This window comes from Desulfobulbaceae bacterium (assembly GCA_013792005.1).
Taxonomy (GTDB): Bacteria; Desulfobacterota; Desulfobulbia; order Desulfobulbales; family VMSU01; genus VMSU01.
On record VMSU01000248.1, the window covers coordinates 15,144 to 34,564 of the forward strand.

At 51.6% G+C, this 19,421-nt stretch carries 15 protein-coding genes; 8 read left to right on the forward strand and 7 right to left on the reverse strand.

Features of this window, described 5'->3' with window-relative positions:
- The first annotated feature begins 213 nt into the window (after nt 1-213).
- The gene (locus FP815_16200; protein ID MBA3016469.1) at nt 214-4,347 is read left to right on the forward strand and encodes a hypothetical protein; all 4,134 of its coding nucleotides are present in this window, start codon (nt 214-216) and stop codon (nt 4,345-4,347) included.
- A gap of 463 nt (nt 4,348-4,810) precedes the next feature.
- The gene (gene greA, locus FP815_16205) at nt 4,811-5,296 is read left to right on the forward strand and encodes a transcription elongation factor GreA (GenBank protein MBA3016470.1); all 486 of its coding nucleotides are present in this window, start codon (nt 4,811-4,813) and stop codon (nt 5,294-5,296) included.
- Nucleotides 5,297-5,364: 68 nt separating this feature from the next.
- Here greA and FP815_16210 read toward each other — a convergent pair whose 3' ends face one another.
- Nucleotides 5,365-5,949, reverse strand: coding sequence for a TetR/AcrR family transcriptional regulator (locus FP815_16210; GenBank protein ID MBA3016471.1), 585 nt, complete (start codon nt 5,947-5,949; stop codon nt 5,365-5,367).
- Between the two features lie 559 nt (nt 5,950-6,508).
- On the opposite strand from FP815_16210, the gene purD reads away from it, so the two are divergent.
- From purD to FP815_16235, 5 genes are all read left to right on the forward strand, one after another.
- Nucleotides 6,509-8,272: a phosphoribosylamine--glycine ligase gene (gene purD, locus FP815_16215; GenBank protein MBA3016472.1), complete on the forward strand. Its 1,764-nt coding sequence runs from the start codon at nt 6,509-6,511 to the stop codon at nt 8,270-8,272.
- On the forward strand, nt 8,269-8,916 hold the full coding sequence (locus FP815_16220; GenBank protein ID MBA3016473.1) for a threonylcarbamoyl-AMP synthase: 648 nt from the start codon (nt 8,269-8,271) through the stop codon (nt 8,914-8,916). Before purD ends, FP815_16220 begins: the two co-directional genes overlap by 4 nt.
- A 273-nt stretch (nt 8,917-9,189) precedes the next feature.
- A complete protein-coding gene (locus FP815_16225) occupies nt 9,190-9,510 on the forward strand; it encodes an Hpt domain-containing protein (protein ID MBA3016474.1) in 321 nt (106 codons plus the stop codon).
- 55 nt (nt 9,511-9,565) lie between these two features.
- The gene (locus tag FP815_16230) at nt 9,566-10,411 is read left to right on the forward strand and encodes an HDOD domain-containing protein (protein ID MBA3016475.1); all 846 of its coding nucleotides are present in this window, start codon (nt 9,566-9,568) and stop codon (nt 10,409-10,411) included.
- Entirely contained in the window at nt 10,408-12,165 is a 1,758-nt protein-coding gene (locus tag FP815_16235; protein ID MBA3016476.1) for a response regulator, read from the forward strand. Before FP815_16230 ends, FP815_16235 begins: the two co-directional genes overlap by 4 nt.
- A 161-nt stretch (nt 12,166-12,326) precedes the next feature.
- Here FP815_16235 and FP815_16240 read toward each other — a convergent pair whose 3' ends face one another.
- From FP815_16240 to FP815_16265, 6 genes are all read right to left on the reverse strand, one after another.
- Nucleotides 12,327-13,298 (reverse strand): OmpA family protein, encoded by a 972-nt coding sequence (locus FP815_16240; GenBank protein ID MBA3016477.1) that lies wholly within the window; start codon nt 13,296-13,298, stop codon nt 12,327-12,329.
- Nucleotides 13,299-13,335: 37 nt separating this feature from the next.
- Nucleotides 13,336-13,704 (reverse strand): DUF4398 domain-containing protein, encoded by a 369-nt coding sequence (locus tag FP815_16245; protein MBA3016478.1) that lies wholly within the window; start codon nt 13,702-13,704, stop codon nt 13,336-13,338.
- Nucleotides 13,705-13,969: 265 nt separating this feature from the next.
- A complete protein-coding gene (locus FP815_16250) occupies nt 13,970-14,926 on the reverse strand; it encodes a hypothetical protein (GenBank protein MBA3016479.1) in 957 nt (318 codons plus the stop codon).
- A 38-nt stretch (nt 14,927-14,964) separates the two neighbouring features.
- Nucleotides 14,965-15,972, reverse strand: a complete 1,008-nt coding sequence (locus FP815_16255; protein MBA3016480.1) for a hypothetical protein — start codon at nt 15,970-15,972, stop codon at nt 14,965-14,967.
- A gap of 163 nt (nt 15,973-16,135) precedes the next feature.
- Complete coding sequence (locus FP815_16260) at nt 16,136-16,816, reverse strand: response regulator (GenBank protein MBA3016481.1); 681 nt, start codon at nt 16,814-16,816, stop codon at nt 16,136-16,138.
- The gene (locus FP815_16265; protein ID MBA3016482.1) at nt 16,813-18,267 is read right to left on the reverse strand and encodes a HAMP domain-containing protein; all 1,455 of its coding nucleotides are present in this window, start codon (nt 18,265-18,267) and stop codon (nt 16,813-16,815) included. The genes FP815_16260 and FP815_16265 overlap by 4 nt, the downstream gene beginning before the upstream one ends.
- A gap of 406 nt (nt 18,268-18,673) precedes the next feature.
- On the opposite strand from FP815_16265, the gene FP815_16270 reads away from it, so the two are divergent.
- Complete coding sequence (locus FP815_16270; protein MBA3016483.1) at nt 18,674-19,258, forward strand: hypothetical protein; 585 nt, start codon at nt 18,674-18,676, stop codon at nt 19,256-19,258.
- Nucleotides 19,259-19,421: the final 163 nt, after the last annotated feature.

The following is a 19,421-nucleotide window of genomic DNA, read 5'->3' on the forward strand; positions in this document are numbered from 1 at the left end:
AGGTTGACGGTGATCAGCCATTTGTTGTATTCCCACCGTCAACCGCAAACTGATAACCTAAGCAGTTCCGAGTGAATATTCATATGCACAATACCTACGGCACAAGTGCCGTACAATGGCCATGCCGGATATCTTCGGTGTGGCTTTTTTACTTCCTAGACGATGCCTTCTTACTCAAAAACTAATACAATCCTTCGAAGGATACTCCTGAGTGTGCTGCTTGCGTTTTTTGCCCCTGTATCGGGCCATGCAGGGGCAGAGGCCTTGTTCCCTTTGCTTGAGGGGTTTCGCTTTCGGGAGGTGCCTTTGGCGGAAAGCCTTGCTGCTAAGATATCTCATGTCAGGCAGGAGGACATGGCGGCGCCTGTGTGGAAGAAGCGGTGGGATGAGGCGAGGCGGTTGGCGGTTGCGGGTGAACTGCTGCAAGCATCTGATCTCTATCGTGATCTGCTGGAAGAGAAGGAGGTTGCCGAAGCCCGGTGGGAGATGGTTACGATCTTGCTGTCGCTGGGCCGTGGGGGTGAGGCGATTGATGACATTGAGTCCTTGTGCGAAGAGAATCCTAATCATCCTGGATACCTGCGTGCCTTGGCGGTGTCGAATATCTCCCTTAGGCGATTCAGGGCGGGAGCAGAGGCGTTCCGTCGTCTTCTCGCCATGCAGCCAGCGAGTGATAGCGCCTTGGCTGGGCTGATCTATTCGTTGTTGGCAGGTGGGGAAAAGTTTGAGGCGGTATCTTCGATGTCGGCTTTGGTGGAGCGATATTCTCGTCGGCTTGATCTGCGGGAGGCTTTGGCTACCCTTGCCTATGAGGTTAAAGATTATACAACGGCATGGCCGCATTTGTTTGCGCTGGGCACAGCCCCTAATCCATCACCGGACCTGTTGGCGATGGCGGCTAAAGTCAGCGAGGTGAGACAACTCCCTGAGCAGGCGGCAAAGTATTGGCAACGCTACGTTACGCTTAGGCCGGACGATCTGGAGGCACGGCAGTGGTTGGCTGAGTATTATTTTCGGCAGGGAAAGACTCAGCAGGTACTGTCTCAGTTGGAGGAGATTCGTCAGCGACGTTCCGGCGATCATTCGGTATTGAAACGGATTGGCTTAGGTTACCTTGAGCTTAAGGATCACGCCAAGGCCGCCGCGGTTTTAAGTGAATATGTGTCGCTGCAAGCTGATGACTCAGAGGCTGCGCAGGCATTGGTTGCCGCTCGTCAGCCTCTGGGCAACACGGAGGAGACTCTGCGTGCGCTGGAGCGTTATTTTGCTGTGGAGCCGCAACCCGACCAAGCCAGTATGCACTTAGCTGCCCGGTTGTACGATTCGATTGGCGCTCATGGCGAGGTTGTCGCTATGTGCCGGCGGCTTCTGGTTCTGCAGCCTGAAGATCCGGCGATCTCGACAGTTATGGCTCAACACTTGGAGGCCACTGGCCGCGATGAGGAAGCTCTGGCCGTCTGGCGGCAGTTAGCCCGACGCTCGCCCTCATCGATTGATACCTGGAGGCGCAAGGCTGTTCTTCTTGAGCGGCTGGATCACCAGCAGGAGCTTTATCAGACACTGGCGAGGCTTCATGAGCTTGAACCTGCTGATAATGACCTGAGCTTGCGGCTGGTGGCGCATTTCGTTGAGAGTGGCGCCTTGGGCCGGGCCATAGAGGTGATTGCCGATATGGAACGATTTGGTCACCCGCTGCCGGAGATTTTTTATTACCGGAGAGGAGAACTTCATTTCCATCATCATGACTATGCCGCAGCGCTGTCAGACTTGGAACGTTTTTTGGGGCAGAGTCCGGAGCACGAAAAGGCCCGTTTGCTGGCAGTGACTGCTGCCGGTCGGTTGGGAGATACAGCCAGAGTCCGTGAGCATCATCAGATCCTGAGCGGTGGAGATAAGGGCAATTCGGCCTCTCTATTGCTTCATGTGGCTGAGACCTACGCAGATTGCCGTGCCGAGTCTGAGGCCAGGGATGTGTTGCTGAAGGTTGCTCTTGGCGAAGGGGGTGACGGGTCGATTGAGGACAAGACGAGGGCATACGCTGGGCTTGCTGAGAGTTTTGTCCGGGAGAAGCGGTTTTATGAGGCGGAGCAATCATTGCGGGTTGGCCTTGTGGTGAGCGCTGACAGGCGGTTTTTTCTTCCTCGACTCGTGGCGCTAGCCTTGTCTCAAGGGCGGGGGGCTGAGGCAGAAGAGTGGTTGGCGGGCTTGAGGTCCATTAAGGACGTTGAACCCCGCCGACTCGCCCTGTTAGAAGCCGCTATCCTGGTAAATCAGGGAGAGTTGCGCAAGGTCAGGAATATTTTGACCAGAATTGAGGCGGATTGGGGCAGCGAGGAGGGGCAAGGGTCGGATGAAAAGGCTGGCTCTTCGGATCTTATCAGGGACCGGTTGCAGATTGCCTCTCTTTGGATCAAGGCAGATAAGCCTCAAAAGGCGGCACTCCAGTGTCGCAAGGTACTGACTCATGATCCTGATAATCTTGCAGCGCGCGTTCTCTTGGAGAAAATTCGACCTGAGGGTGAGCAAGTCACCGAGTCGATAGATCTTGCCGGGTTGAGATTTGATCAACTCTGTGATCTGGCTGAAGTGTACCTACACTATGGCATGGCCGACGGAATGGTCAAGGCGTCTGATCAGGCATTACGCCAGAGGCCGGACTCTGTAAAGGCGGGGGTGCTATTGACTGATGCGTTCGCGGCTCAGGGGAAGGTTGATGAGGCGTTGCGGCAGATGACGCAGATTTCAGCTGCTAACCCGGATGACTTCTCCCTTAAGGTGCGGGTGGCGGTCATGCAGTTTATGCGTGGGGAGACGGAGTTGGTTGAGGCCCTGGTCGAGTCTGACCAGGGGCAGTCCCGGCCGGATCTTCTGCTGCTTCAGGCACGGGCTTTGTGGCGTCACAATCGATGGGATGAGGCTCTTCAGGTTTATCGTGACTTCTTGAGCCATCGAGTTGCCGACAGGCTTAGGAGCTTAAGCCGAAAATACGGAGAGAATCTGTCGGTTGATATGCGGAACAGGAGTGTGTGGGAGGTGTTGACTCGGGATCCGGGGCCAGATCGGGATGTGGAGTTTACCGATCTGGTGATGACTCCGGCCAGAACCTTGTTTTTTCTTGATCGTGGGGCTGGGGATTTCGCGCTGGCCGCCTCCCGGTTCGTCGCCATCTATCGTTGGCAGGCTCAGTTTGCCATGGAGTACGCTCCCCGGCAATCGGTTGTGCGGGAAGAATACACCATTGCCCAAAAGCAGTATGAGGCCTTGATCGGGCGTTATCCTCAGGAAAAGTTGCCGCTCTTTGACCTGGCCGGGATGCATAGCGTATTAGGTAATTTGGGAGAGGAAGCAGCGGCTTACGCCGCACTGGATACCGCAGGGATCCGGTTTCCTGAGCTTAGCGAGGCTGTTGTCCGTAATCAGCTTAAACAACAACCGAAGGTTAAGCTGGTCTACGGGTATCAGAACGAGGCTGGGCGTAATGGTTACGTTGATCGGGATAAAAATTGGCAGGGTGTGTCGTTCTGGAATTCGTTTAAGCCTCTTCATGATGGGGAGATGACCCTCGAACGGATTAATTATCATGCCGAAAACTCGAGCGATGTGGTGCGGGCAACCCGGCTTGTAGGGTCATATTCTGCCGGAGTGCTGAGTGGGTTGACTGTTCGTGGTGATGTGGGGGTTCAGGGGCATGAGCGTACTGGTCGACAGGTCCTTGTTGCCGATGCCGCTGTTGTTGGTAAGCTGGGTGATGGTTTGACCGGGACATTGTCGTATGTCCGAGACGTGGTGGACGACACTACGGCGAGTGTGCAGAGAAATATTCTTTATCAAGACTTGCTGGGAGGCATTACGTTGGAACCCCTGCCGCGTTTGGCTGTCGGTGGAGGGTATTTGGCTCGGGATTATTCCGATAACAACTGGACTGCGGGGTATGACCTCTGGGCCTCATTTCTTCTTTTTACCGAGCCGATGTTTTTGCAGTTGAAGTACAGTTACGATTTCAAGGAGTCGCGGGAGGGGGCGCTGGCTGGAGAGGCTGCCGGAACTGATGGCTTTTCATCTAACGATCATCCGTATTGGGCGCCGAGAAACTATTGGTTGAATCAGGTGGGGCTGTTCTTTAAGCACTCATTGGTTAATGAACCCCTGGGGCGGGAAGCGCCAAGGTATTATACGATTGAGTATCTTCTTGGCCATGATGTTGATGGGTATCTTACCCAGACGGCCAAGGCGTCGGTCTTTGCCGAATGTAATCCCAATCTTCTGGTCGAGGCAGGAACGGAATTGACTAATTCCCAGTCATTCAGGAGGCAGGAATATCGTGTGGGTATCAGTTATCGCTGGTAGTTCATGATTGCCATATTGATGGTTTTTTGGTAATGCTACCGATAACAGTCTTGTGGAACTACTTGGATGGTTAAGCAGGCAAGCGAGCCTGCGAGACTCCGAAAGGGTTGAGCTACAAGGTACTGTGTCTTGTTGTGAATGAGGCCATACATATGGTGTGCCGAATGAGCAACAATGTATTGCCATGAGGAGTTTAATGGAAGGCTGGCAGGAAGTATTGAAGATTATCGGTATGCTGGGGCTGATTTTTTTTGTTGGAGGCTGGCTTGTTCCCAAGATGGGGCACTATGTTTCCTGACGCGGTGATTCTTGTCGCCCGGTACGGGTCGACGATGGTCAGAAGAGCGAAGGAAAGGATGATTTAGCGATTTGATTTGATGGTTTGTTTTGGCGTGTTGAGCCATTGCCGGTCGTGCTGACGGTGGTGGCTATTTTATTTTAAGAGAGAAGGGGAGCTGTAGGGATGATTGAGCGAGTTCCAATGTCAAAAACCGGCTATCAGAGGCTCCGGGAGGAGTTGGGCCGGTTGGAAAGACGTGATCGTATTGAAGTGATCAAGGCTATTGAAGTGGCTCGTGGTCATGGAGACTTGAAGGAAAATGCTGAATATCATGCCGCCAAAGAGCGGCAGGGGCATATAGAGTGCCGGATTCTGGAACTCAAGGATAAATTGGGCCGGGCTGAAGTGATTGACTGTTCAGTGTTGAGTGGCGTTCGGGTCGTCTTTGGCGCTCAAGTGGCTTTAATTGATCTCGATACTGACGTTGAGGTGGAGTATACCCTCCTTGGACCGGACGAGTCTGATGTGAAAAGCGGCAGTATTTCTGTCCTTTCTCCCATCGGCAGAGGTCTTCTTGGTAAAGAGGTGGGAGATGAGGTCATTATTCAAACACCTGGCGGGCCACGTCAGTTTGAAGTGATGGGGATCTCTGCGTCAAGTCAGCCCTAGGTCGTTGTCAATAAAAACCCTGGTCATTCGCATCCGTTGAATCGGCATAAGGAGTCGGAACGGAGCGGTCAATCGGCGGCAATGCCATTGAGGAAGATGTCGCTGATCTCTTCGGCGGACTCTTCCAAGGTATAGTGATGATTTGGATTGAGTATCCAGAGTCGTGACATCTCGTCAAGCGCCCCGAAGAATGCTCTCTTGATGATCCCGGGTTTTAAATCGCGGCGGAAGATGTTGTTTTCCTGTCCGGTGTGGATTATCTCGGAGATGATATTGACGTAATCGGCAAATTTGGTGACCCGGTACTCTTTGATTGACTCCCCGCTTTGCCTCAGTTCCATCTGGAGAACCTCTGCCAACTCTTTTTTCTCAATCACCAAGCGGAGGTGGTGGAGGGCAAAGATGTAGAGCATTTCACGCTGGTCTGTCTTTTCGCTGATTGCTTCCCTGATGTCGTTGATAAGTTTGCCTATCTCCTCTTCAAACAGGGTGAGGAGAATGTCGTATTTGTTGTTGAAGTACAAATATATTGTCCCGTCTGCGACGTCGGCTTCCTTGGCAATGTCCGAAATTCTGGCATTGAAAAAGCCCTTTTTCCCAAAGACTTTGATAGCTGCGTTGAGTATTTTCTGGTGCTTATCGCTTTTTTTCACGGTTACAGAAGATCCTGGAGTTGTTAGATTTAGAGGGGGGGACTCTCTTTGAACGATAGGAGTGCGTAATTTCTACGTGTGAGTATTTAGAAAAATGATCATAGTACAGGTGGAGCGCCTTGATGCTGCGAGTCGGGAAGTTGAATCGCAAAAAAAACCCGCAGGGGCCAAAACCACCATGCACTGTCTCTTGTCTGATGACAAAGAGACTCCTAATTATAATAAAAAATGAATGAACATTCATTCGTATAATAAGTGGAGTTTGATCGGCTGTCAAGACCTAACAGATCTATCCATGACAAACTGGCTGGTGTCATGCCAGAAGTATGCCTTGAGAGATTTTAGCCACCTCAGCGAGGGTGAAAGATCGAGTTGTTTTGCTCTTTCTTGCCACTGTGCCATCTTAGTTAGGCAGTAATCCCTGAGCGCCATTTTTCAATGGTGTCGTTGGCAGGGGTTGAGGCTGCGGTTGCCTGCAAGCCTGGAGTGCCCCTGTTCTTCATTTATTTTATATGGTTATCCCTGAGTTATTTGTGACGAAAGAGAGAAAGGAGAGGATATGAATGTATTGGTTGTTGGTTCAGGTGGACGGGAACATGCCTTGGTTTGGAAATTGCGGCAGAGTGCCAAGGTCGAAAAAATTTATTGCGCTCCTGGCAATGCCGGGATCAGCAGTATGGCGGAATGTGTGGCTATTGCCGCCAATCAGGTTGAGCAATTGGCTGATTTCGCTCAAGCTCATGCTGTTGGCCTCACCATTGTAGGTCCGGAAGAGGCATTGACCTTGGGGATTGTGGATATTTTCACCGCCAGAGGGCTCAGGGCCTTTGGTCCGACAAAGGAGGCCGCCGCCTTGGAGGGTAGCAAGGCTTTCATGAAGGATCTGCTCCAGAAATATCAGATCCCGTCCGGATTTTACCAGGTCTTCACTGATCGAGATCAGGCGGTTCGTTATATTGAACAAAAAGGGGCGCCGCTGGTGGTCAAGGCCGATGGCCTGGCTGCTGGCAAGGGAGTAATTGTTGCGGCGACGATTGCAGAAGCTGTTGCGGCTGTCGATTTGATCTTGACTGATCGGACCTTTGGCGAGGCCGGCAGTCGAGTTATTGTTGAGGAGTTTCTTCCCGGTGAGGAGGCATCGTTTTTGGCCTTTACTGATGGCACGACAGTTCTACCATTGCCGACATCTCAGGATCACAAGGCGGTGTTTGACGGAGACAAGGGCCCGAATACCGGAGGCATGGGAGCTTATTCTCCAGCCCCGGTGGTGACAGAGGCGATCCATCGCCAGGTCATGGATATGGTTATGATTCCCACGGTTAAAGCGATGGAGGCAGAGGGGCGACCTTACAAGGGGATACTGTATGCTGGACTGATGATCAATCATGGTGTGGCCAAGGTTCTGGAATTTAATTGTCGTTTTGGTGATCCCGAAGCCCAACCCCTGCTGATGCGGTTGGAGACGGATCTTGTTGATATTGTCGAGGCCATTCTTGATGGGCGGCTTAATCAGGTCGATTTGGTCATCGATCCACAGCCTACGGTGTGTGTGGTCATGGCCTCTGGCGGCTATCCCGGTCCCTATGAAAAGGGCAGGGTGATTGCCGGGTTGGAGAGCGCCTTTCATAGTGATGTTATGGTTTTTCATGCCGGGACCGCATTTCGTGATGGTGATATTGTCACGGCTGGTGGCCGGGTTTTGGGTATTACCGCCAAGGGTCGGGACTTGGAGGAGGCGATTGGCTTGGCCTATGGCGCAGTCGCTAGGATTACCTGGGATGGGGCCTACTATCGTAATGATATTGGCCAAAAAGCTTTGAGGCGGAAGGTGAGCACGGTAGGGATCGTGATGGGGAGCGATTCAGACCTGCCCGTCTTTGCCGGGTGTCGAGATTTTTTACGGGAGATGGGTATCAGTCACGAAATTATTGTCGCCTCCGCCCACCGGACTCCTGAACGTGCTGCAACGTACGCTACTACCGCCCGTGACCGGGGGCTTAAGGTGATCATTGCCGGCGCTGGAATGGCTGCGCACTTGGCCGGAGTTCTGGCGGCACACACCACGCTGCCGGTGATTGGTGTTCCCATTGATTCGTCATCGCTGAATGGTCTTGACTCGTTGTTGTCCACGGCGCAAATGCCGCCCGGTGTCCCTGTCGCAACGATGGGGATTGGCAAGGCAGGCGCTCGCAACGCCGCTATTCTGGCTGCGCAGATTCTGTCTGTTGCTGACCAGTCCATGGCAGATCGCTTGACAGCCTTCAAGGCTGAGATGGCTGCTGAGGTGATCGCAAAATCAAGGGCCATCGAAACCACAGCATGATTGATGCCCATTCGGCCACACTGACGTACGATCTGCAACAGGCCTTACTGGTTTTGCGGCAGGGAGGTGTGGTCGCCTTTCCTACTGAAACTTACTACGGCCTGGCCGTCGATCCTTTTAATGGCCACGCGGTGGACCATCTTTTTGAACTGAAGCGGCGGCCAGCCGTGAAGCCGGTCCTTGTTCTGATTGATGGTCTGGATCAACTTGCCCGCCTGACTGTTGGAGTGCCGGAACAGTTTTCCTCCCTGATGGGGGCATTCTGGCCTGGTCCCCTGACGTTGATCTTTTCTGCGTTACCTTCGCTCTGTACTCAGTTAACGGCCGGCACTGGTACGATTGGTCTTCGAATATCATCTCACCCCTTTGCTCGACAGTTGTGTCTCTTGGCTGGAGGAGCTATCACTGCTACCAGCGCCAATCGATCCGGGAGTCAGCCTGCACGGACCGAACAGGAGGTGGTCGCCCAATTTGGTCATGAAGTGGACTGGGTCGTCAAAGGTGGGCCGACCAGGGGCGGATTGGCATCAACGATTATTGCCGCAAAGCCAGGCGGCGGGTTGCGCTTGGTTCGTGAGGGTGTGATTCCTTTTGCTGAGGCGTGTAGTTGTCTTGCAATGAAAAGCTCTGCCATTGATGAGTGAGGGGAGCCAAGGGCGATTTCTCAACATGATCGAGCCAAGGAAAGTGTTTGCTTCCATTAAGCCTTTCCGCTACCATTATTCTCGTGTAACTCAGGGTGACGGTGATCAGTTGCCGGTTTACGGCTTAATAGAATCATGGTCAGTCGTGAATTATCGTGTGCTGTATGACATCAGCGGATGGTCAGTCTTTGGCAGAGTTCAGGCGCTGTTACTTGGCAACTGCAAACCGGTAACTTGAGCAGTTACTTAAATTAAAGCAACGAAGGGATAACCATGAGTGATTTGAAATGGGATAGGAGCTTTGCCTATGAGCAATCTGGCGAAGATCCTGAACTGCTGGCTGAACTGCTTAGCCTGTTATTAGAGTCATCGAGGAGTGATCTGCAGAAGATTAAGGATGGTCTCGCTGCCGGGAATGGTCAGGCCGTTGCCGACGCAGCCCACAGTATCAAAGGTGCGGCAGCCAGCCTCGGGTTTGAGGGTCTGCGGGTTGCGGCCTATGAGATTGAAAAAAAAGGTCGGGCCAATCAATTGGGCGAAATTGATGTTACTGAGCTTGGGGACCTTGTCGCGGCTCTGGTCGATTTGGCATAGTCATTTCTCCTGGGCAAGATTCCTCGGGCCACCATAGCCGGAACAGGGCGTAAAGATGTTCACCTCTGAACAAATAATCGATAAATTCAATACTTCTAAGACGTTGCCTCACGTGGCTATCCGGGTGACCCAGATGGTCAATGATGACAATAGTACCATGCGGGACTTTGAAGAGATTATTCAGATGGACCCGGTTCTGGTGTCTCGCCTCCTCAAATTGGTTAACAGCCCATATTTTGGGCTGTCTGGCAGAGTGGACTCAATCGCCAAAGCAGTAGTGATGGTGGGGATGAAAAATCTTCGTAATCTGGTAGCGGTTGAGGGCTTGCGTGGCATGTTTCACGATGAGGGCAATGACGGTTTCTCCCGCCAGCATCTCTGGCTGCATAGCGCTACCGTTGCCATCCTCTGCGATATGATCGGCAAACGTATCTTTGGTGATGCGCGGGAAGATCTGTTTCTAGCCGGGATTATTCATGATATCGGTTACATTGCCGAGGATCAGGTTGCTGGTAATGAACTGAGGGAGGCATGCCGACGGTATCAGCCAGGAAAAAATAGCTTTATTGCCTGTGAGCGAGAGGTGATTGGCACTGATCACGCCGATGTGGGGTACAAGCTGGCCAAGGAGTGGAAGATGCCCCCTGATGTCTTGATCGCCATTCGCGATCATCATAATATGGGAAAAAAACCTGAGCCATCGTCAGTCTGCGGTATTGTTCAATTGTCGGAGTATATTGCCGGCAAGATGAAATTTTCTGTTCTTTCTGATCGGGTAGAACCCTTGCCAGCACACCTGGTCCCCCACGTGAAATCGATGATGGATAATTATAAGGTGATTGTCCGGGATTTACCGAAGGAGATGGAGCGGGCCAAGAGTCTTTATTCCCCTGAGCCATGAATGCCATGCTTGATGTTGATTTGGATGGAATTTTCGAGGAGCTTGAGGACAAGGATGCCCGTGAACTTCGATTCATGGAGCACTTGGCCGTCGCGCTGCCGACTACCTATTTTCAGCTTCACAAGGATGGAGGGAAGGTTTTTTGCGCCGGGAGAGAGACAACGCCTCGAGTCGGAGTCAGTTCTGAGGTTTTGGATCATCTGCGCCAACATGGAAAATTCCCGGATGCTCAGGGGGTTGAACGGGTTTGTCCGGTAGTAATTGATGAGTTGGACGCGGTGCTGTTCTGCTGGTTGCCGGAGACGATGGCCTCTTATGTTGATGATCCGTTCGTTGCTGAGGTGGTGCGGGCGGCAGTAGGTCAAGTCCAAGCTCTGAGGGCCGCCGAGGCCATGGATATCGAAAACCAGCAGTTGAGCAAGCAGATTGGGGCAATGAAGGCCCAGCATTTCGAATTGGTGGAAAACAACCATCGGCAGTATCTCCAGCTTCAGGAAAAAGATCGCAATTACGCCAGTAATCTGGAGGCCGAGATCGCCCAGAGGACAGTTGATCTCCGGAAGGCCAATGAAGAGCTGAAAGAGGCGAGTCGTTTGAAGAGTGAGTTCCTCGCTAATATGAGTCATGAGCTGCGAACTCCGATGAACGCGATTATTGGTTTTTCTGCACTCCTTTCCGAGTCGCAACTTAACCCGGAGCAGGCCGATTATGCCTTGACCATTAAGCAGTCTGGAGACGGGCTGCTGAGTCTGATTAATGATATCCTTGACTTTTCAAAGATCGAGGCAGGTAAGCTCGACATTTCCCAAGAGCTGTTCTCTCTGCCCGATATTATTAAAAACGTCTCCGCGATGTTTGCGAAGTCCTCGCGAGACAAAGGGGTTGCCTTCCGTTATGAGATTGGAGAGGATGTCCCTGCTAATCTCATAGGGGATGGACATCGGTTGAAGCAGGTGCTGATCAACCTGGCTGGAAACGCGATGAAATTCACCAAAGAGGGAGAGGTGGCGATTGTAATCTCTCTCGTGCAGGCGCAGGAGCAGGTGAAGGTGCGGTTTCTGGTGTTTGACACCGGGATTGGCATCCCTTTCGACAAGCAGTCGGCTATTTTTGAGAAATTTACTCAGGCCGATGGCTCTATTACCCGCAATTATGGAGGGACAGGTCTGGGGCTTGCCATTACCTGTCAGCTTGTGGGCTTGATGGGAGGTAACGTCACGTTGTGCAGCGAGGTGGGGGTGGGCAGTATCTTTGGCTTTGTACTCCCCTTTGTTGTGGCCGAACAGACTGTGGCGAAACAGGGCGCGGTGGCGCCGCAAGAGCTGTCCGATGGCGTCGTGCTTCGAATCTTGCTGGTTGAGGATAATGTGGTGAACCAGAAGCTTGCGACAATACTGATCAAGCGCGAGGGGTGTGAGGTGGTGGTGGCTGGTGATGGTGTCAAGGCCCTCGAGGCTTTACAGGTACAGGAATTTGATCTCATTTTGATGGACTTGCAGATGCCGAATATGGATGGCATGGAGGCGACCAGGCGGATCAGGGCGCTGGAGGCTTGTGAGGAGCGTAATTCCTATCTGGGCTTAAAAGAAAGGTTGTCGCCGGTGCCGATTGTCGGTTTAAGTGCCCACGCCCGCAAGGAAGATGCGGATGAGGCTAAGGGTGCAGGAATGAATGATTTTTTGACCAAGCCGATTGTCCGCGCTAAATTGGTCGAAGTGATTCGGCAAATCAAGTCCGGAGAGATAGGTAGGTGAGGTGAAATCATGTATTGGATAGAGGGAGATCCAACTACTACTGAAAGGAATACCGGTCTTTGATGAGTTGGATAATTACATCTGTGTTGTAATGAAAAACGCCCGGTGAAAATAAAAATCCACCGGGCGTAGAAAGAAAAACAAAAATACAGAGTGTTGGGTTACCGGTTACGTGCCGGAATCACTCCATTTTCGTCTGAGATGATAATCTCTACGCGTCGATTCAATTGACGCCCTACCGCTGAATCATTGCTGGCAATTGGGTACATTTCACCGTAACCGCGATAGAGGATACGATCAAGTTCTATTCCTCGACCGTTCAAGGCATTTCGAACGGCCTCCGCGCGGTGCATTGAGAGGCCAAGGTTGTATTCGTCAGCGCCAACGCTGTCGGTAAACCCTTCAATCTGAATCTTTCGGCTCGGATATTCCTTCAAGAATGTCGTCAGTTTTTCGATGGTTGTATATGCTCCGGTCTTAAGATCGCTCTTGCCAGTGTCGAACAGGACATCTCCCAGTGTCAGGACAAGTCCACGCTCTGTCTTTTTTGCCTGTAAGTCTGCAACCTCTGCCTCCAGTTTCTTTGCCCTAGCCTCTGCCGCCGCCGCTTCCTGTCGGGCCTGTTCGGCTTCGAGGGATTTTTGTTGAGCTTCTTTTAACGCCTCCTCGGCGGCTAGACGCTGATTTTCGGCTTCCTTTCGTTGATTCTCAGCTTCCTGTCTGGCTATTTCAGCCTTGTTGAAGGAGTGCTCCGCTTCTCTTGTTCGGCCGACCAGCAGGGCTTTGTTCCGGTCTGCACTGGCGGACTCCAGCTCTTTGTCGGTTTTTTTCATGGCGGCAACTTCACTGGCGATGGCGGCCTTTTGCTTTGCCAGGTAGGCCAGATGTTCGATTTGAGCGTTCTGCTCACCAGCTGTCAAACTGTTTTCGGCTTGTTCTATAGCACGTTTCGCATCCTGAAGCTCCAAGGGAGCATATCTATTGACATCTGGATTGCTCTGCGCATTGTTGAAGGTCTCGCGTGCATTGGTTAAGGCAACGTTTTCTTTGGTTGTGGCACAGCCGCTCATCAGGAGAACGGCAAGGCCGCATGACGCCAACATTAAGCGATGGTATGACTTGCTCCTTTTCATGATATACTGGTCTCCTTAGTTTCTTGGTTTTGCAGAATCAGCGAACGGACTTTCTGTCAATTTCTTCTTGCAGGGTACGGATACTCTCTTTGACTTCATTGACGGCCTTATGGCTTTTGGCAGTCCGTGCTTTTGCCTCTGCAAGGTTTGCATCAACGATGGCTTGCTCTGCTACTCGTTGGGCGGAGAGGTTGTCTTCCAACTGCATCAGGCGTTTTGCCTCATTGATTTTTTCTCGAGCTGCCTTGAGCTCGACTGGCGCTGCTTCGTATGCCCCGGCGCTTTCTGCCTTACTGATTGCTGAGTTCGCCAAGGAGATCTGTGAATCTGGCGGAGGATACTTGCTCCCGCAGGCGGTCAGTCCGAAAGCGACCAACAATAACATCATTTTTGATCTCATTTTCATATCACTCTCCTAAACATTAATTTTACTGTACCCATAGGCATCAATGGATTATTCAATGATATTGGAACAATAACTATATTCCTCTTGGGAGTCAATCATTCTTCTGAGAAACTTAATGATTTATTAAGAGTAAAATATGTGCCATCGGCTATTTATCATGCGTGTCGACCTAGTAAGAATTACCTGAAAGGTGATAGTCTCGTAAAAAGGTAGCCGATGGCTAAGCAAAAAGTAACGGGATGGCATCGCTTGGGTTCAACGCGTCTTATTCCGCGAACTCGGGATACAATTTTTTGATACAGTCCGGGCAGATTCCATGGCTGAACTGTGCCTCAGAGTGATCCCGGATGTAGATCTCTACTTGTTGCCAGTAGCCACCGTCGTCGCGGATTTTTTTGCAGGAGGCACAGATTGGCAGAAAGCCGCTTAGCTTTTTCACCTCGGTTAGCGCTTTTTCGAGATCACGGGTCCGTATCTTGATCAGTTCCTCAAGGTGCTCTTCATGTTCACGCAATTTTCCCTCAGCTTTTCTCTTTTTTCCCTCTACTCGCATTCCGTGCCTGATCATGTAGGCTGAAAGCAGTGCCAAGCCTGCCAGGATGATACTGGTGAGGGAGATAATCTTTTTAGTAACATTGGCCACTTCTCTGGCGGCATCGTCGAGGTAAACACCGGTGCCGACAATCCAACCCCAAGGGGCGAACAATTCGACATATGATAGTTTGTGTTTAAGCTGTTGTTGGTTGTCATGGTGTTGCCAAACATAAGGAACGTAACCCGACCCTTTTTCTTGGGTGATACGGACAAAATTAATAAAGAGAGGGATTCCTTCGGGGTCGAGAAATTGACCGACATTGTGTCCTTCTAAATCGGGACGGTATGGGTGCATTACCATTGTTGGGGTTAAGTCATTGATCCAGAAATAGTTCTTGTCCTCGGGGCCGTAGCGTAAGTTTCTGATGAGCTGAATTGCTTGATTTTGAGCGGTTGCAAGGGGCATATGCGCCGATTGTGTCATCTCATCGTAATGGGCGAGGATACTGATGGCCACTTGGGCCAGGTTTTTAGAAGAGTCCTTTTCCTTATTGAAGAGACCTTGCTGGAAGGCAGGGAGCAGTATCCCGAAACAGGCGACGACAAAGAGCAGAACGGTTAAAATTGCCGGGAGGATGGTTTTTGCTGTATCGAAGTGTCTGTCATTGAGAGATGTTCGATTGGACATGATCGGTTCCTTTCCTTGGTGTCTGCCACGGCCTATGGTCAGATCAGTTTCTGGGCCGATAGTTCGTCTTTGAGGTAGGCATAATAGATTGGAGCCGCGACAACGCCAGGTATTCCAAAGACTGACTCCATAACCAGCATGATGATCAACAATTCCCAGGCTTGGGCTTTAATCCGAGTGCCGATGATGTGGGCGTTGATGAAATATTCGAGTTTGTGAATTATGACCAGAAAAAGAAGTGAGACAAATGCGGCAATCGGCGCGACGCTTAAGGCAATGAGAGTAATTACGGTATTGGATATCAGATTTCCGATTATAGGGAGCAGGCCGACGATAAAAGTGACTGCAATCATGGTTTTGGTCAATGGCAGCGGATAGCCTGCCATTGGGAGGATGATGGCGATAAAAAAGGCGGTCAACACGGTATTGAGGGCCGATATCCTGATTTGCGAGAAGACGATTCGTCGAAAAGCGGTGCCCAGGAACGAAACTCGTTCGGCCAGCGCATGGGCCAAGGGGCCTCTGGTTTCTTGGAACCCGGGATTAAGCGCTATCAGACCGCCGATAATCATACCGATAAAGATATGAACCAGGAAAATGCCGACCTCTTGCCCAAAGACGCTGAATCGGCCGGCATTCTCGCGCAGCCATCCCGCGGTGGCGACCTGCCACTCCTGTAAATTAGCCGGGAGGTATTGTCTGATCCAGTCCGGGAGATAATCTCGTCCTTTGGCGACGATGTCGGCCATTCTCCTGAAGAGAATGACAAGACTGCCTTGGCCATCGGTAAAGTACGAGGCGGAAGCGGTTACTCCCAGCGTCAAAATGGACACCAGCACCAAGGTGAGCAGGGAGAGCGCCATGAACCTTCCCTTGGTCTGAGAAATATTTCCTTGGCTGAAGATTCGCCCGCCCGATTTGACCAGGTAATAGATGAGAAATCCGCTGAGCAGGGCAGGGAGTAGCCCCAGCACCAGAACTGCGATCAGGGTCAGTAGGGCGAGTCCCTGGGTGAGGAGATAAAATTGTGTTGTGTTCTCTGTCATCACCCACCACAGGCAAGGCTGTCTGGTTCAGGTTCAGCCCTTTGGCATCAGCTTCTGGGCAGGTAGTGCTTGGTCGAGTAAATTGTAAAAAAAAAGGTAGTCGGAGTAGATATGGAAGTCAATTACTTTCCGGAAGACCAATAACAGCAGTGTCCGCAAGTAATCAATCACTGTCCTGTTCATACTTGTAACCAACGCCATAGACGGAGTGGATGATCTCCTGACCGGACAACACGGCAGCAATCTTCTTGCGGAGTTTTTTGATGTGGCTGTCGATGGTACGGTCGCTGACGATTCGTTGGTCTTGGTAGATTCGATCCATGAGTTGTTGGCGACCGAAGATCCTTCCTGGGCTGGCAACGAGGATCTGCAGGAGCCGGAATTCGACGGCAGTAAGATCGAGCGCTTGGCCGTTGACAGTGGCCAGATAACGGGTTTCGTCTAAGATCAGGCCTGAAGGTGATTTGGTCTGGCCTTGATTTTCCCGGCGCAGTATAGCCTTGACTCGGGCCACTAATTCTCTGGGGCTGAAGGGTTTACAGATATAGTCGTCAGCGCCGAATTCAAAGCCGAGGAGCCGGTCGATCTCCTCGACTCTGGCTGTGACCATGATAATGGGTACGGTGGAGAACGTTCTGATCTCTTTGCAGATCTCCATCCCGTCCCGTCCTGGTAGCATCAGATCGAGCAGAATAAGTGTTGGCAGGTGCTCCCTGACCCACTCTACGACGGCTAAGCCGTTGGTGATCCAGTGTGGATCGAATCCGGCTTGGCGTAGATAGTCGCCGACAACGGAAGCAAGTTTTTCTTCATCCTCGACGATCAGTATGGTGTTTTTCGTCATGAAAAACCTCCTAAAGGCAGCGTTATTCTGATCCACACCCCGCCAAGAGGTGATGGTTGTGCGGTGATGGCTCCGGCATGGCCTTCAACAATATTTTTGCAGATGGCAAGCCCTAAGCCTGCGCCTCCCTCTTTGCGGTTACGAGATGATTCGACCCGGTAGAGTCTTTCGAAGAGTCGGTCAAGTTTTGACTCCGATACCCCCGGGGCGCTGTCTTGAAAGTCGATCACCGCTTTGCCGTCTTGCTGAGTCAGGCTGATAGCAAGGGAGCCACCGCTGTCGGTATATTTTACGCTATTGTCTAGGAGGTTGGCGAACAGTTGTTGCAGTCGTTCCGGGTCGCCAAACACGCGTATTTTTTGATTGATGGACGGCAGGGGGGTGAGCGTAATGCCTTTATCGTTAAATTTGAACCGGTAGACGGATAGGGCATCGTGGACGATGTCTGCAAGGTTTACTGGCTCTTTGCGATACGTGAGTCCGCCTAGGTCCGACAATGACAATTGATAGAGGTCGTCAACCAGCCGATTTAGGCGCAGGACTTCTCCGTGCAGGGAGCGGATGGAGTCTTGGGTGGTGGGGCGGACACCATCCTGAAGCGCTTCAATCTCAGCCCGCAGGACGGCAAGCGGTGTTCTCAACTCATGGGAGATGTCCGCTACCCACTGTCTCCGGGTTTTTTCATTTTTATCAAGGGTCAGGGCGAGGAGGTTGAAGTCTTGGGCGAGCTGGCCAAGTTCGTCAGATGAGGTGACTTCAACCCGGGTGGTGAACTCTCCGGCCGCCATCTTTCTGGCGGCAAGGGTAAGTGTTTTGATGGGTCGAACCAGGCGGCCAGCCAGCGGGAAGGCAAGTGCTGCCGCCACTAATACCACGGTCAGGGCCACCAGGCCAAGAGTGAGCTTTTGCTCTTTGAGGAAACGGAGTTCTTGGGTCTCAGTGAGATCGGCTAAGGGGAGCAACCCGAGATGCCCGATGGTCTTTCCTTGGAAGTGCAAGGGGAGGAGAATGGTTTGAGGGGGAATCAGATTAGGACCAATCAGAGTGTTTTTGAGGGTGTCGCGAACCAGCAGGCGCATGACAAAGTGACGGCTCTCCTGCATCGAGGGACTGCCATGGTGACGGTCAATGGCGCAGTCCTGACCCAGGATTGGATTTTGGGACGGTGGCGGTGGGCCTTGCGGGGGGCACTCCAGGGTCGGCATGGTTGTCATCAGCAGCCTACGCCAGTAACCGCGGTCGTTGCGCACAAAATCCCAGGAACCTTCTTGGGCGTAATCTGCTTCCAGTTCGTCGGCAATCAGGTTGAGTTGCATCTGCTCCAGGTTGTTGACATAGCGTAGGAATCCCCGATCAATGCTCCATTGCATGATGCCAAACATGGCGGTGACCGAGAGGGCTGCTGCTGCTAAGATTGCCAAAAATAGGCGATGGCTTATTCCAATCTTCATGGGGGCGCCTTGTATGCGATGTCTGGGATCAACTACATTAGAATTATTTGGTTCCAGTGAGCTATGGGTATTGAGTTTACTGAGTGATTACTTGATTTTTAGCATAGCCTCTTATTCAAGGCAGTGTTTTTTCTCTCGAGAGTTTTATTTCCTTATTTCCTCCCTAATTTGTTCACATTGTTCTGGTATCGTGTCTGTTACAAGGGGTGAACAGACATTCCATCCAACTGGAGGAGAATTAAATGAAATGTTCGGTGGGTACAGTGAGTGACTTATTGATGACGGAAATCGAGGCTATACTTGCTGTGAGGTTACTTACGTAAGCTGATGAGCTAGTTTAAGTAGAGGGTAGTGAGCGGGGGTGTTCCCTGTAATTTAAGATTTTTCACAATAAGGAGAAAGAATCATGAAACGAAAGATTATTGCAGTAAGCGCGGTACTGGCAGCATTGTTAGCGGGAGGATATTCAGTTCAGGCCGGGCCTATGGGTATGGGATGCCGTAATCAGCAGCTTGAGGCCGAGAAACATGGGTGCCGTACTCAAATGAATTGTAGAGAAGAGGGTGGCTGTTTAGAACACTTTGGTAGGATGGCCGATGCTCTTGAGTTGAGCGAGAGTCAGCGTCAGGAGATTGAGGCAGTGGTGACAGCGGAGCAAGAGAATCATGGCCCGTTGATGGAAAAGATTGCCGAAGGCAAGCGGCAGCTCATGGAAGCATCGCGTAGCGGTGAGATGGATGAGGCCAAAATTGCTGGCTTAGCCGAGGAACAGGGGCGGTTGATGGGTGAGATGATGGTTTCCCGGATTCGGATTAAAGGCCAGATTTTTGCTCTGCTGACCCCAGAGCAGCAGGAAAAGGCTGCTGCTTTCTGTGACGGATGCGATGGGGTAAAACCTGGTTGCGATAAGGCTGGGTGTGGTCCTCGATGCGGCAATATGGAGCAAAAACCCGCGCCTGGCGGCACTACTGACAAGACCTCAAGCCTGTAATCGTCATGGGGAATTGATGATTTAATAATTCCCCTGGCGGTGAAATTATTTGTCGCTATTGATAACCGGGTGGATTTTTTATACCCACAAAAAAAGGCCAGGAGCAAAAACTCCGGGCCTTTTTTTGTGGATGGTTTGATCGAGTATAGATTGTCGTATCGTA

Coding starts and splice junctions, on each gene's coding strand:
- FP815_16245 (MBA3016478.1), bottom strand. CDS start 13,704: ATGAAAATGAGATCAAAAATGATGTTATTGTTGGTCGCTTTCGGACTG.
- purD (MBA3016472.1), top strand. CDS start 6,509: ATGAATGTATTGGTTGTTGGTTCAGGTGGACGGGAACATGCCTTGGTT.
- FP815_16230 (MBA3016475.1), top strand. CDS start 9,566: ATGTTCACCTCTGAACAAATAATCGATAAATTCAATACTTCTAAGACG.
- FP815_16255 (MBA3016480.1), bottom strand. CDS start 15,972: ATGACAGAGAACACAACACAATTTTATCTCCTCACCCAGGGACTCGCC.
- greA (MBA3016470.1), top strand. CDS start 4,811: ATGATTGAGCGAGTTCCAATGTCAAAAACCGGCTATCAGAGGCTCCGG.
- FP815_16270 (MBA3016483.1), top strand. CDS start 18,674: ATGAAACGAAAGATTATTGCAGTAAGCGCGGTACTGGCAGCATTGTTA.
- FP815_16220 (MBA3016473.1), top strand. CDS start 8,269: ATGATTGATGCCCATTCGGCCACACTGACGTACGATCTGCAACAGGCC.
- FP815_16225 (MBA3016474.1), top strand. CDS start 9,190: ATGAGTGATTTGAAATGGGATAGGAGCTTTGCCTATGAGCAATCTGGC.
- FP815_16240 (MBA3016477.1), bottom strand. CDS start 13,298: ATGAAAAGGAGCAAGTCATACCATCGCTTAATGTTGGCGTCATGCGGC.
- FP815_16265 (MBA3016482.1), bottom strand. CDS start 18,267: ATGAAGATTGGAATAAGCCATCGCCTATTTTTGGCAATCTTAGCAGCA.
- FP815_16260 (MBA3016481.1), bottom strand. CDS start 16,816: ATGACGAAAAACACCATACTGATCGTCGAGGATGAAGAAAAACTTGCT.
- FP815_16250 (MBA3016479.1), bottom strand. CDS start 14,926: ATGTCCAATCGAACATCTCTCAATGACAGACACTTCGATACAGCAAAA.
- FP815_16235 (MBA3016476.1), top strand. CDS start 10,408: ATGAATGCCATGCTTGATGTTGATTTGGATGGAATTTTCGAGGAGCTT.